Source organism: Bradyrhizobium icense (assembly GCF_001693385.1).
GTDB lineage: Bacteria > Pseudomonadota > Alphaproteobacteria > Rhizobiales > Xanthobacteraceae > Bradyrhizobium > Bradyrhizobium icense.
This window is the reverse complement of sequence record NZ_CP016428.1, coordinates 5,938,018-5,951,093: the sequence shown is the minus strand read 5'-3', so window position 1 is coordinate 5,951,093 and position 13,076 is coordinate 5,938,018. Positions and strand designations below refer to the sequence as shown.

Sequence of the window (13,076 nt, the reverse complement as noted above, 5' to 3'; positions counted from 1 at the left end):
CATCAGCCGTCGGAGCACTTCAGCTCGGACTTGTCCCAGAATGACTTGATTGCATGGAAGGGGACGGTGACGCGCTCCCGAGCCCCCCTTAATCGCAGCAGGACATCAAAGCGGTCGTCCTTTACGTTCAACTGCTCGAAGTCATTCTGCAGGATGATGGTCATATCGTCAGGATATTTCGACTTGAGGCCAAGCGACAGTTTCACGCCATCGGCGCCGGTGCGAAACGTGAGATTGACCGGCCGCTGCTCGGAGGCGAGGCGGAGCGTCTCGGCAATCTTGGAGCGCGATGTCGGCTTGCTGCAAGGCTCGGCGAACGCAGGCGAGGCCGCGATGAGGATCGTGAGGAGAAGCAGCATTGCTCCACAAGAGATGGTCATACCTCGCAATTGCGGGGTAGCCAGTACGCCGCGCCCTGTCGTTTCCATCACTGCGGTCTCTGGAATTTTCGATCGCCTGCTTCTCGGGCGAATGACAACTGGGTGTATTCGCGTTCCCGCGGCTCGCTTTGCCCGGGTCATGCTAACGGGTTCCCTCAAAAAAGAAAGAGGGCGCTGAGAGCGCCGGATGCCGCAGCCTTGCAGTCCGTGTGTATTGGTCGTAACCACACGGTAATCATCGCGGGTGTGCCGATCAACCGGCGGTGCTTGCGCAATGAGTCTAACGACTTATGTCGTGCTTTCCCCCGGCCGCGAATCCGTCGTGCCCGTCGTCGCCGACGCATTAATGGTTAATTGAAAACTTCGCCGGGCACGAGAGACTTTGCACGAGAGACTTTCGTCCGCTTGGCGGCAACCGCGGATGGCGGGGCCCTGCGATGTCGCCGCCCGTAGCCTCGTTAACCAATTGCATCGGCTGGCCGTGCGCTGCCGGCCGAAGTCCCGGCGAAGGCATTGAGCGCCGTTCGTCTGCGCGCCGGTGCTCGCTCAGTTGATGCCGCCTGCGACAAACTTGCGCACCCGACGCTGCCGCGTCCACCGCGTCCTGCGCCAGGTGTCAGCGGCTATCGCAATACGCCTCCCTTAAACGGCGGAAGCAGCAGCGGTGATTTGACCAGCCTCGATAGGCAGTTTCGGTGGCCTGGTGCGGCACGTTGCGTGCGTTCGTGGTGGATGCGGCTTACGACCAGGAACGTAGTGCAGAAGCCGCAATTGGATTGGTGGGGTGTGCACCAGACGAGAAACGACAGGGCAATGCCGCGGGTGGCAGTTCACAGTCCGGCGGATCCGCTTCGAAGGTGACCGGCGAAGCCGCCACGAAGAACAGCGCAACGGGCACCACGACCAGCAACTCCAGGCGGTCATCGAAGGACGCCAGCACGCAGGGCGCGGGGACTGCAGGTGCAGTGGACAAGAAGGGCGATGCCACTTCTCCCGGAGGAACCACGAAGAGGTAACTTAGGGCGGGAACGATTCTGGGCCGGGAAAATTATGCAATCGTGTTTTTAGACACGCGGCAACCCTTCAGGCCTTGGCGCAATCTTTCCCCCGAGAGGCGCCGGGGTCTGCTTTTTGGCCGGCCGGTGGCCGATTCCACGCCGGGCGCTGCTCATCGAGCTGTTGGCAAGCCTCATCGTGTCAGAGGCTGATGACGTACGCGCTCATCGCCAGCAGAACGGCGACGCTGACAGCGATAACGATCAAAAAGAATTTTCCCATTGCTCCGCCTTTTTGCAGATCACAACGCAAGGCAGCAGGAATAGTTCTCCGCTGACAGGCGAACGCGGGTTCTGCGTGCGCGGTCGCGCCTGCTAGGCGAAAGGCCCGCCATTGAAGCGAGCCTTTCGGAGGTCACCGCGATTACATCGCGATCCCATAATAGTCGTTGACGGCGCGGGCCCTGGTCGGATCGCTCCAGTTCCAGGTGTTGTCGTTGCCGTAATGCGGTGCGCCCTTGAGCTGCGCTTCCGTCACGCCGGTGACGTAGCCGCCGAGCGAGGTATCGTACTTCAGCGATTGCCAAGGTAGCGGGTAGTGGTCGTCGCCGATGCCGAGGAAGCCACCGAAGGAGAGCACGGCATAAGACACCCTGCCGCTCTTCTTGTCGATCATGACGCGCTCGATCGAGCCGATCTTGTTGCGGTCGGCGCCATAGACAGCAGTTCCCTCGACCTTGTCGCTGCCGATCAGGTTGCCGGTCTCGTTTGCTTCCAGTGCCATGGGACTCCTCCTGCTGAGGTAGATGAAGCGGGAGCAAACGTTCCGAAGTGTGGCAGCTACCCACCGACACCTCGATGCGGGTGTGGCGTTTGGCTTACCCACGAACCGACATCGGTAGACATGTCTGCTAAGGGCCACTGACACACCAGTAGGCTTGGTCGGCACACCCCAGCGGAGGCCGTTGCCGTCCTGTTAAGCTTCCACGAAACCTCCGCTTAGTTGTTCCCGAAAGTGCAACATGCGGGTTTGATGGCTCTCAGACGGGGCAGTAACATTCGTCGAGACCAGCGCTGCGCTTGTGCGGGTGACGAAAAAGCTGAATAATTTCCGTCGCTCCGACGGACGGATCGGAGGATTGCGGTTGCACGCTTTGCGGCCGCTTGTTGGAGCTATTCCACATGTCGACGCTCACCGCGCACGGCGCGTGCTTACTGTGGAAGCCGGAATTGATCTGGCTGAATGTCGTTTCCGACGCGATGGTCGCCGGCGCCTTCTTTGCTACGGCGTTTGTCCTCGCGTTCTTCGTGTGGCGGCGCCATCGCGAGCTTATGTTCCGGGGCGTATTCTTGATATTCGCGATCTTCGTCGCGGTCTGCGGAGCGACCCGCCTGCTGTCGATCTACACCATGTGGGTGCCGGCCTATGAAATCGAGGCCTTGACCAAAGCTTTGCTGGCGCTGATCTCGGTCGCGATCACGGCAGCACTACTACTACTGCTGCCGCGGATCCTTGTGCTGCCCACGCGCATTCAGCTTGCGAATGCCTATGCCGCACTTGAGGAGGAAGTCAGGCAGCGCCGCGAGGCCGAGGCCATGGTCAAGCGCTTTGAGGAGAGAGAGGCCACCGAATCCAGGGTCCGACAAGCGCAGAGGATGGAAGCCATCGGCCAGCTCACCGGTGGCGTCGCGCACGACTTCAACAACATTCTAACCGTGATCACCGGGACCATCGAAATCCTCAGCGATGCTGTCAAGGATCGTCCACATCTCGCTCAGATCACCAATCTGATCAATGGAGCCGCAGCAAGGGGGGCTGAACTGACGAAGCATTTGTTGGCCTTCTCCCGTCGACAGCCGCTGCAGCCACGCAATACCGACATCAACGCGTTGGTAATCGATGCAGCGCGTCTGCTACGACCGACCCTCGGCGAACACATCGAAATCGAATCGATGCTGGCGCACGATTCCGCGCCGGCCCTGATTGATTCCAGTCAGCTCTCGACCGCGATCCTGAATCTCGCCCTAAATGCGCGTGACGCCATGCATGATGGCGGCAAGCTGACGTTAGAAACCAAGAATGTGGTGCTCGATGAGAACTACGCTCGCCTGAACAGCGACGTTAGACCGGGCAACTACGTCATGATTGCAGTAAGTGACACGGGGGAAGGAATCCCCAGCAGCCTGCTCGAAAAGGTGTTTGAACCATTCTTTACCACCAAAGAAGCCGGGAAGGGGTCGGGACTAGGCCTCAGCATGGTCTATGGCTTCGTTAAACAGTCGAATGGACATATCAAGATCTACAGCGAAGAGGGCCACGGCACGACCGTGAAGCTATACCTGCCGCAGGCCACGGGTGGTGGCCTGGAGGCGCCCGCCGGCGAGACTGGCGGGTATGCGGGCGAACATGGCGACGAGACTATCTTGATTGTCGAGGACGACCCGCTGGTCCGCGAATACGTCGTGGCGCAGATTACCCGTTTCGGGTTCCACACGCGCGCCGTCGGCAATGCTGCCGAGGCGCTGGCAATCATTGATGGACCCGAACGCATTGACCTGCTGTTCACTGACGTAATGCTCCCCGGGGGAATGAATGGCCGGCAGCTCGCGACCGAAGGGGTCAAAAGGCGCCCGGGGCTCAAAGTGCTTTATACCTCTGGCTATGCTGAGAACGCCCTTATACATCACGGCCGTCTCGACGCCGGCGTGCTGCTGCTGCCGAAGCCTTACCTCAGCGCCGATCTCGCGCGGATGCTTCTAACCGCGCTGGCATCGTGAGTTCTTCTGTACTGAACCGCGGTCTCCGCCCAAAAGAACTCACGGAGACCGCGTTGAACAGCGGCTCTCGCGTGAGTTCGCAAGGGGACCGCTCCGCTGATCCACAGCCAAGCCCGCCCCTGAAGACCATCAGGTCCAGCTCTTAAATCGCTCGCCGTTGCCGGCCGGCGAAGAGGCCGTAGACGAAGAGAACAATGATGGCGCCCACTACCGCACCGATCAGGCCCGCGCCTTCTCCGGGCTGATACCACCCGAGCGCCTGGCCGAGATAGGTCGCCACGAAAGCGCCGACGATGCCCAGTATGGTGGTGAGAATGAAGCCCGAGGGCTCATTGTCCCCGGGCATGATGAATTTCGCAATCACGCCAGCAATGAAACCAATGATGATCGTCCAAAGTATGCCCATCTCGATGCTCCGTTGTTGCTTGCCCCAACGTCACGTCCATTCGCTTACGTTGTGGGCAAACGGCCGTCCGGCGTGTACTTGTCGACGGCTGCCGGAAGCTCGCGAGACAATCTGGCCAAGATCTCTTCCTGCGAAAGTCCGGTCTGCTGTTCGAGTTGTGCCAGAACGTCGGACCCGATCGCTTGCTTCAATTCCGGAGGCGAGACATCCTTGTTCGGGCCTTGGTTGATCCAGGATTCGGCCTTCTCGCCCTGGCCGTTTTGCTTGAAACTTTCGAGCAACTCGCCGATCCCGCCGTTGAGCAGGCCGCCAACCCCGGCGCCGCCCAACATTCCGCTCAAATTGCCCAGCAAGCCGCCCAGCGGCTGCTGCCCCCCGCCTGTGTTCGGCTGGCCCCCAACGCCCTTGAGAAGTTCTGCCAGTTTGTCGCGGTTCTGATATCCGGCAATGGCGAGAAGCCCGAGAAGGGCAGTCATCGATGGCATTCCGCGGCCCATGATTAGCCTCCGTGCAGATCGTTGCTGTCAGGAACGCCGGCGGGTAGGTTCGGTTCCAACGGGAAGACGACGAGGGGCAGGCGGCTTGCGCTGGAGATCCAAGATGATGCGGCTCCTTGCATCGGAAAACGACCACGGCCTCCGCCAGGGGAGCTGACGGAGGCCGCGTTGATACACTTCATCGCGCCTAGGTTCGCAATGGAGTGTGGGAGCTCAAAAAAGCTAGAACGGCAGCAGCACGTCCATCACCTGTTGGCCGTAACGGGGTTGCTGCACGTCGGTGATCTGGCCGCGGCCGCCATAGGCGATGCGGGCCTGCGCGATCTTGGTGGAATCGATGGTGTTGTCGCTCTGGATGTCTTCGGGGCGGACGATGCCGGCGACGATCAGTTCGCGGATTTCGAAATTGACACGGATTTCCTGTTTGCCCTCGACCACGAGATTGCCGTTCGGCAGCACCTGCGTGACGACCGCGGCAACCGTGGTCTGCAGGGCTTCCTGGCGATTGACCGAACCCTTGCCGTCGCTCGACGACGTCGAGTCCGTGGTCAGGAGGCGGCCGGGCAGGATCTTGTTCGGCTGTGTGATCGTTTGGGCGCCGATGAAGTCGGTGATCCCTGAGTCTTCCTTGCTTGTGCGGCTGCGCTGGGTCTCGTTGGCGATGTTGGCCTTGTCGGTGATGTTGACGGTCACCGTCAGCAGATCGCCGACGCGCGCCGCGCGCTGATCCCTGAAGAAGGCGCGTGAGCCGTTCCGCCACAACGAGTTGGCGTTGTAGGAGGCCTGCTCCGGCTTCGGCATCGGCATCTGTACCGGCTTGTAGCCGGGTTGCGTAGTCGGGTTTTCGATCTCCGTCAGCTTCGGCTTTTCGCCGATCTGCGACAGACGGTCGATCGAGGAGCAACCGCTCGCCAAGGCAGCCAGCGACAACATGGCGCCGGAGAGAACGATGCGGTTGAGACGGGGAACTGACATTTACATTACTCGGCTTTTGAAGCGGCTGGCGAATTGACGATGGCGACGGCTACCGGCTGTGCTTTGCCGAGCAAAGTGGCATCGCTGGTCTGCGGCAGGCGTGACGCCGGTGGTGAGATCGAGACCTGCCCACGGCCAGTCACAGTGCCGGACACCGTGCGCTTCGACTGCAGGTTCATGACAGTGACGACGTCGCCTTCGGTGCCGTTGTCCAGCGCCTTGCCGCGCATGGTGAGGTAGATTCCGGGCGTCTCGTAGATCAACATGACGTTCTGGTCGCGCTGTACCAGATCGGGCTTGGCGAGATCTGCGGTCCTGATGGCCTGGCCGGCGCGAAGCTGACGGCGGGCCTGCATGCCCACCGCGCGATCACGCAGGGCAGCATCAGGACCGACTTCCGCTTTCGGGCGGCGCTCGACCACCACGTCGGAAGACTTCAAGACCTCATTGCGCTCCACGTTGCGCGCCAGCACTGCGGCCTCGATCGTCTCGATTGCCGTACCGGTATAGCGCAGCTTGGCAGCGGCGGCGCCGTTCTCGTTGGCGATCTCAAAAGTGACGTCGAAGCGGCCGTTGCGATTGTCGTAGCGAACGATGCTCGCCTGCAGGCTACCGCTGAAGCCGGCGTCCAGCCTGACGTCGCCGGGATCGCGGTCGAAGGTCAGCGACAGATTGGCGGCGTCGCCGAGACCATTGCGGCGCTCCAGCGCTTGCGCAACCTGCAGCTCGATGTTCTTGCCTTCGACGGTGCGGGCCAGACGCGTCACCGAAATTTCCCTGAGGTCGCGGGTGTCGACGCCGATCACATGATGGGCTCGAAGGGTGTTGAGTACCTGCGCTACCGGCAGCGAGCCGGTGGTGCCCAGATCCGGGGCGCGGTAGATCGCAATCTGCGCGGCGCTGCCCGCATTGTCGATGACATCGCCTATCCGCACGAGGTCGCCCGATACCTGCACGTCGGCGCGCAGCACGGGCGCGGCGATCGCGTTGCGGTTCGCGAAGCTTTCCCGGGTTTGCGCAACCGCGGCCGTGCTCGATGCAGCGATCAGGACAGTGGCCAGAAGGAGGGCGCGGGCGATCATGACCAGTCCTTTAGCGGAACATGTTAGAGGTGGATTGCAGCATCTGGTCGGCTGCGCTGACGACCTTGGCGTTCATCTCATAGGCGCGCTGGGCGGCGATCAGGTCGGAGATTTCGGTCACCACCTCGACATTGGCCTGTTCGAGGTTGGCCTGCTGCATGTCGCCAAAGCCGTCGGTATTGGCGATGCCGTCCTGCGGCGTGCCGGAGGCCGGGGTGTCCGTGAACAGATTGTCGCCGATCGGGTTGAGGCCGGCCTTGTTGATGAAGCGGGTCAGGCCAATCTGGCCGACCAGCGTCGGCGTGGTCGAGCCCGGCAGTATCACCGTGAGCTGGCCCTGCGCGTTGATGGTGATCTGCGAGGAATTCTGCGGGATCGTGATCGTCGGCTGCACCGGGTTGCCCTGGGCGGTGACGACGCGGCCCTGCGCGTCCATCATGAACGAGCCGTCGCGGGTATAGGCATAGGTGCCGTCGGGCATCTGGATCTTGAAGAAACCTTCACCGCGGATCGCGACGTCGAGGTCGTTGCCGGTCGGCGACAGCGTGCCCTGGCTCATCAGACGCGGCGTGCCGACGGTCTTGACGCCGCCGCCGATATCGACGCCGACCGGCAGAATGGTGCCCTGGTCGGAAGCCTGCGCGCCGACGCGGCGCACATGGTCGTAGATCAGGTCCTGAAACGCCGCGCGCTGCTTCTTGTAGCCGGTGGTGCGCATATTGGCGATGTTGTTGGAGATCACCTGAACGTTGAGTTCCTGTGCCGCCATGCCGGTCGCTGCTGTGTAGAGTGCGCGCATCGATCTATGCCTTAAGCGTTATGCCGGAACGTCGGCGAGTTTCTCGACTGCGGTTCGGTGCAGGTCGTGCTGCTGCTGCAGCATCGCCGAGATCTGCGTGTAGGTGCGCGTGATCTCGATCATGCGGCTCATTTCGTGGACAGAATTGACGTTCGACTTCTCGATAAAGCCCTGGCGGACCCGCGAGGTGGTGTCGGGCTGGGCGGCGATGCCTTGGCCCGCCGAGTAGAGGTTGCCGCCTTCCTTCACGAGCGTCTGCGGGTCGGCAAAGGAGACCAGCCGCAGCTTGCCGCGCACCGAGTCAGTGCGGCCGGTGCCTTCGAGGACCGTGATGTTGCCGTCGGCCGCGATATTGATTTCCTTGTCGGTCGGCTGGAACACGATCGGGCCGGAGGTACCCAGCACCGGATCGCCGCTCGCGGTCACGAGCTGGCCCTGATTGTTGATCTGCAGGCCGCCGTCACGGGTGTAACGTTCGCCGGCGGCCGTCTGCACTACCAGGAAGGCGTTGCCGTCGATCGCGACGTCGAGCGGGTTCTTGGTCTGCTCGGAGGGGCCGGCCGAGAAATCATGGAAGGTGGCGCGGTCATGCACGAAGGAGACGCGGCGGTCGGCATGCACGAAATTGTCTTCATGCGCAGGCGAGCGCAGATATTCCTCGAACAGCGACCGGTCGGCCTTGAAACCGGTCGTGTTGATGTTCGCGACGTTGTTGGCGACGACATCCAACTGCCGTTCCAACGTCATCTTCCGCGAAAGTCCGACGAGAAGCATATTCTCCATCGGTGGTTCTCCCCTTGATCGATCCGAAGCAGGCTCTCCCAAGCCCGTGGTCCGGATCATTCGTAAACCTTTGGGCTCTCCCAAGCCGGCCGGTCACGCCGTTTACTCAGCGAAAGCCGTGCCAAGTCGGGAAATCCTGTTTTTTTAAAGGGTTAGGCTTTTTTCTGGGGCGGCGAGGGCGGCAGGAAAGGTCTTGTTGACCATGTTTGCCCGGCAGATTTTTCCCAGTTGGACGCGAATGGAAAGGTTCCGTTAACCATTATTACCCTAGCGTTGCACGTGTAGAGGGCGCGTGTGCGCTGGCGGCTTTTGTTTCGCGTTGTGGGGGCATCGTTACCCAGGCTGGTGGCAACCGCGTTCGTTCCCAGTGGAAGCGGGCGGGGCAATGGCTGACAACGAGCAGGCGGAAGGCGCAGACGGCGCAGATGCCGCATCGTCGAAAAAGGGCAAGCTCAAGCTGATCATTGCGGTCGCCGGATTCGTTGCCATCCTTGGTGCTGGCGCCGGCTGGTTCTTCCTGATGCGGGGCCATGGCGAGGAGAAGCACGCCGAAGCCCCGCCGCCGAAGCCGCCGTCCTTCATCGAAGTGCCCGACATGATGGTCAACCTGGTCGGCGCCCCGGGCGAGCGGGTGCAATATCTCCGCGTCAAGGTCGTGCTCGAGATCAAGGAAGAGAAGCAGGTTGAGGCGATCAAGCCGAACCTGCCGCGCGTCACCGACCTGTTCCAGACTTACCTGCGCGAATTGCGTCCCTCCGACATCAACGGTTCGGCGGGTCTGTTTCGCCTCAAGGAAGAGTTGACTAAGCGCGTCAACAACGCGGTGGCGCCGCAGCAGGTGAGCGCCGTGCTGTTCAAGGAAATCGTCGTGCAGTGATGGGGCGGATCTAGCATCATGGCCGGCAACCAAGACCAGATGGACCAGGACGCCATTGCCGCGCAATGGGAAGCCTCGCTGGACTCCGAGGATCCCGCGGCGGCTGCGGAAGAAGCCGCCGCCAATGAACTCTCCGAGAGCATGGCGCTGCAATGGGCGGCCATGGTCGAGGATGGCGGCCGCGAATTCGGCAACAAGAATTCCGGCGAGCGGGTTCTGTCGCAGGAAGAGATCGACAATCTGCTCGGCTTCACCGTCGGCGATGTCAATCTCGACGACCATTCCGGCATTCGCGCCATCATCGACTCCGCGATGGTGTCCTACGAGCGTCTGCCGATGCTCGAAATCGTGTTCGACCGCCTGGTGCGGTTGATGACCACGAGCTTGCGCAACTTCACCTCCGACAACGTCGAAGTTTCGCTCGACCGCATCACCTCGGTCCGCTTCGGCGACTACATGAACTCAATTCCATTGCCGGCCGTGCTCAGCGTGTTCAAGGCCGAGGAGTGGGAGAATTTCGGACTTGCGACGGTCGATTCCAGCCTGATCTATTCGATCATCGACGTGCTGCTCGGCGGCCGCCGCGGTCAGACCTCGCTGCGCATCGAGGGCCGGCCCTACACAACGATCGAAACCAACCTCGTCAAGCGGCTGGTCGAGGTGGTGCTTTCAGACGCCGAGCAGGCGTTCCGGCCGCTGTCGCCGGTGACGTTCTCGATCGACCGGCTGGAAACCAATCCGCGCTTCGCCGCGATCTCCAGGCCCGCCAACGCGGCGATCCTGGTGCGGTTGCGCATCGACATGGAAGACCGCGGCGGCAATATCGAATTGCTGCTGCCCTATGCGACCATCGAGCCGATCCGCCCGGTTCTGCTCCAGATGTTCATGGGCGAAAAATTCGGCCGCGATCCGATCTGGGAAGGGCACTTCGCTACCGAAGTGGCGCAGGCCGAGATATCCGTCGATGCCGTCCTTTATGAAGCCGACATTCCGCTCAAGCATCTGATGAAGCTGAAGGTCGGCGATACGCTGCCGCTGGAGATGCGGCCCGATGCGCTGGTGTCGGTCCGCTGCGGCAACGTCACGCTGACCGAAGGACGGATGGGACGGGTCGGCGACCGCGTCGCGATCCGCGTGACCAAGCAACTGCGCAAACCAAATACCACCTTCGCGATGTTCGAGAAGGCCGATGAACAGACCAAGTTGATGGAGGCACAATGAGTCATTCCCTTGGCATTGTAATCGAGAGTCTGGTGGCGGTGCTGCTGCTGCTCACGATCGGCTACTGCATGCTGCTCAACAAGCGGCTGAAGCGGCTGAAGGCGGACGAGCATTCGCTGAAAGCCACGATAGCGGAACTGATCACGGCAACCGAAATCGCCGAGCGGGCGATCGGCGGCCTCAAGCACACCGTGCGCGACGTCAACGAAAATCTCGGCAGCCAGCTCGCCGCCGCGACCCAGATGGCGGGGCACCTGAAGGGCATGCTCGCCGAAGGCGACGGCGTTATTCGACGGCTGTCCAAGATCGCGATCGCGGCGCGGCCCTCGCAAGAAGCCGAACCCGCAGCACCCAGGATATCTACAGCCAAGGCGGTAGCCGCGGCAGCTGAAGCATTCTCCGAACGCCGAAAGGCCAGTGGCCTCGCCGCATGAAGTCGTTTCGCGATATCCGTGTCATCCCGGTCGTGCTGGTCGCGATCTTCGGCCTTGCGGTGCTGAAGGTCGCCGGCCTCGTGATCGATGGCGGATACGTGTTCGATTATCAGGCCAGCCAGCCGGCCAAGCGCTCGTGGGCGCAGGACAATCTGGGCTACCCCGGCGGCTCCAGGCCGGAAGCCGCCGACATCACCGGTTCGGTCAAGAAGGAAGAGAAAAAGGAAGAGGCGCCGAAGCCGGCAGCGCCGGCTACCGAGGCGCCGAAGCCCGACGGCGTCGTGGTGTTTCCCGACCAGAACCCGCAATCGGTGTCGCCGTCGGAGCGCGCCATTCTGGAACGGCTGCAGGCGCGGCGCCAGGAACTGGAGCAGCGCGCGCGTGAAATCGAAATTCGCGAAAGCCTTCTCAAATCAGCCGAGAAGCGCATCGAGGGTCGCGTCGAGGAAATGAAGGCCACCGAGGTGAGGATCTCGACCGCAAGCGGGCAGAAGGCCGAACAGGACGCCGCCCGCTTCAAAGGCATCATCACGATGTACGAAGGCATGAAGCCGAAGGACGCCGCCAAGGTGTTCGACCGGTTGGAAATGTCCGTGCTCTACGAAATCGCCTCGCAGATCGCGCCGCGGAAGATGTCGGACATTCTGGGCCTGATGCAGCCGGAAGCGGCTGAGCGGCTGACCGTCGAACTGGCCCGCCGCGCAGGCGCCGACAAATCCGCTCCCGTGGCCGAGTTGCCGAAGATCGAAGGCAAGATCCTGCAGCCGAAGCCGAACTGACGCAGGCTGCGTCCCCGGCAACGGTATTGGCGCCGGTCAGAACCTGCGCGGCCCCGATGAGACGAACGAGCGGTGGGCTACGGCGAGAGCCCCGCGCTCGTTGGTTTCAAGGGCGATTTTCTGCGCCAGCATGACATCGCCGGCGACGAGGTCGCCATCGGGAACAAAGCACCATTTGCAGACATGTTGGCCGGTGCCGCTGATTTCCTCGATGTTCGTCTGCGTCCCATGATGGATCCGATAGCGCGTCCCGGTGTGGCTGCCGACGACGTCGAAATATCGGAATCGCTCGTAAGAGGCGCGCTGCTTCGGCGACAGCCAATCCTTCAAGAGCGTAAGGGCTCGTGCCTCAGTCTCGAAGCGAAACGATTTGCTGCAGGAACCGGACCGTGCCACTGCCAGCGAAAGCGCCGACAGCAGCACCGTACCGAGCAAAGCCAGGACGAACGAGCATATCGCAAGGACGATCTGCTGGGTCACTGCCGTCAGCCGCCGACGAGACGCGGATAAAACAGCGTTTCCTCCGCCGTCGGATCGAAGGAGCGGATAACCCGTTGTTCGCCGGGCCCCGATCGAACCGCTGCCGTAAAGCCTGCGCCGGTCAATTCCTTGAAACGCCGCTCGGCCTTTTCGACCTCCGCGCGATCATGGACGTCGAATGTATGCCGGGTGTCGCCAGTACGATCCATCACGATCTGGGTTGCCATTTCACGCACTCCGAATTTGGCTGCCTGAGCCAGGTTTGGCAGACTCGGGAGCTTTGGTGATCGATTGCCGGCCGCACATCCCGAATCCATGCCCTCTCCTAAAACGGGACGGCTGACGTTGGTTCCATTCGTCGTGCGATAATGATTCTGATTCTGGCGTTGGGCGGCGCCATGGCGATCGCGACAGCCGCGAGCCCGCAGCGTCTGCAACGATGAGGCCGAGAAGAGCCGCATTCCGGCCCTTTCTTTGATGGGTGGTGCATCCGCCCGTGCCGGCGGATGGGCTTGCCGGCGCCTTCAGCGAAATCAATGAGTTGACGTTAACAAAGCCTTAAGTCGGCCAATCCAAGATTCAAACCCGCA

General features: G+C 61.7%; 15 protein-coding genes. 5 read left to right on the top strand and 10 right to left on the bottom strand.

Annotated elements, in window-relative coordinates; translation table 11 throughout:
- Window positions 1-2: 2 nt before the first annotated feature.
- Complete coding sequence (locus LMTR13_RS41985; protein WP_065730564.1) at window positions 3-359, bottom strand: ClpXP protease specificity-enhancing factor SspB; 357 nt, start codon at window positions 357-359, stop codon at window positions 3-5.
- Window positions 360-1,799: 1,440 nt separating this feature from the next.
- Window positions 1,800-2,159 carry a PRC-barrel domain-containing protein gene (locus LMTR13_RS27850; protein ID WP_065730563.1) on the bottom strand — a complete coding sequence of 120 codons (360 nt, stop codon included), beginning with the start codon at window positions 2,157-2,159 and terminating at the stop codon, window positions 1,800-1,802.
- A 398-nt stretch (window positions 2,160-2,557) separates the two neighbouring features.
- On the opposite strand from LMTR13_RS27850, the gene LMTR13_RS27845 reads away from it, so the two are divergent.
- On the top strand, window positions 2,558-4,153 hold the full coding sequence (locus LMTR13_RS27845) for an ATP-binding protein (RefSeq protein WP_065730562.1): 1,596 nt from the start codon (window positions 2,558-2,560) through the stop codon (window positions 4,151-4,153).
- A gap of 142 nt (window positions 4,154-4,295) precedes the next feature.
- On the opposite strand, the gene LMTR13_RS27840 is transcribed toward LMTR13_RS27845, so the two are convergent.
- The 6 genes from LMTR13_RS27840 to flgF form a co-directional block, all read right to left on the bottom strand.
- On the bottom strand, window positions 4,296-4,559 hold the full coding sequence (locus LMTR13_RS27840) for a GlsB/YeaQ/YmgE family stress response membrane protein (RefSeq protein ID WP_065730561.1): 264 nt from the start codon (window positions 4,557-4,559) through the stop codon (window positions 4,296-4,298).
- A 44-nt stretch (window positions 4,560-4,603) separates the two neighbouring features.
- Window positions 4,604-5,056, bottom strand: coding sequence for a YidB family protein (locus LMTR13_RS27835; protein ID WP_065730560.1), 453 nt, complete (start codon window positions 5,054-5,056; stop codon window positions 4,604-4,606).
- Window positions 5,057-5,278: 222 nt separating this feature from the next.
- Window positions 5,279-6,031, bottom strand: coding sequence for a flagellar basal body L-ring protein FlgH (gene flgH, locus LMTR13_RS27830; protein ID WP_065730559.1), 753 nt, complete (start codon window positions 6,029-6,031; stop codon window positions 5,279-5,281).
- 5 nt (window positions 6,032-6,036) lie between these two features.
- Window positions 6,037-7,113, bottom strand: coding sequence for a flagellar basal body P-ring formation chaperone FlgA (gene flgA, locus LMTR13_RS27825; protein ID WP_065730558.1), 1,077 nt, complete (start codon window positions 7,111-7,113; stop codon window positions 6,037-6,039).
- A gap of 10 nt (window positions 7,114-7,123) precedes the next feature.
- Complete coding sequence (gene flgG, locus LMTR13_RS27820; protein WP_065730557.1) at window positions 7,124-7,912, bottom strand: flagellar basal-body rod protein FlgG; 789 nt, start codon at window positions 7,910-7,912, stop codon at window positions 7,124-7,126.
- Window positions 7,913-7,930: 18 nt separating this feature from the next.
- Window positions 7,931-8,695, bottom strand: a complete 765-nt coding sequence (gene flgF / locus LMTR13_RS27815) for a flagellar basal-body rod protein FlgF (protein WP_065730556.1) — start codon at window positions 8,693-8,695, stop codon at window positions 7,931-7,933.
- A gap of 385 nt (window positions 8,696-9,080) precedes the next feature.
- Here flgF and fliL point away from each other — a divergent pair, with 385 nt between their 5' ends.
- From fliL to LMTR13_RS27795, 4 genes are read left to right on the top strand one after another with little or no spacing between them, the layout of a single operon-like run.
- Complete coding sequence (gene fliL / locus LMTR13_RS27810; protein ID WP_065730555.1) at window positions 9,081-9,572, top strand: flagellar basal body-associated protein FliL; 492 nt, start codon at window positions 9,081-9,083, stop codon at window positions 9,570-9,572.
- Between the two features lie 18 nt (window positions 9,573-9,590).
- Window positions 9,591-10,793 (top strand): flagellar motor switch protein FliM, encoded by a 1,203-nt coding sequence (fliM, locus tag LMTR13_RS27805; protein ID WP_028348636.1) that lies wholly within the window; start codon window positions 9,591-9,593, stop codon window positions 10,791-10,793.
- Window positions 10,790-11,227, top strand: a complete 438-nt coding sequence (locus LMTR13_RS27800) for a DUF6468 domain-containing protein (protein WP_065730554.1) — start codon at window positions 10,790-10,792, stop codon at window positions 11,225-11,227. The genes fliM and LMTR13_RS27800 overlap by 4 nt, the downstream gene beginning before the upstream one ends.
- The gene (locus tag LMTR13_RS27795; RefSeq protein WP_065730553.1) at window positions 11,224-12,006 is read left to right on the top strand and encodes a MotE family protein; all 783 of its coding nucleotides are present in this window, start codon (window positions 11,224-11,226) and stop codon (window positions 12,004-12,006) included. The genes LMTR13_RS27800 and LMTR13_RS27795 overlap by 4 nt, the downstream gene beginning before the upstream one ends.
- A 36-nt stretch (window positions 12,007-12,042) precedes the next feature.
- Here the strand turns inward: LMTR13_RS27795 and LMTR13_RS27790 are convergent, their stop codons facing one another.
- Both LMTR13_RS27790 and LMTR13_RS27785 read right to left on the bottom strand, forming a co-directional pair.
- A complete protein-coding gene (locus LMTR13_RS27790) occupies window positions 12,043-12,486 on the bottom strand; it encodes a hypothetical protein (RefSeq protein WP_375293125.1) in 444 nt (147 codons plus the stop codon).
- A 5-nt stretch (window positions 12,487-12,491) separates the two neighbouring features.
- Complete coding sequence (locus LMTR13_RS27785; RefSeq protein ID WP_057849287.1) at window positions 12,492-12,713, bottom strand: hypothetical protein; 222 nt, start codon at window positions 12,711-12,713, stop codon at window positions 12,492-12,494.
- Between the last annotated feature and the right edge of the window lie 363 nt (window positions 12,714-13,076).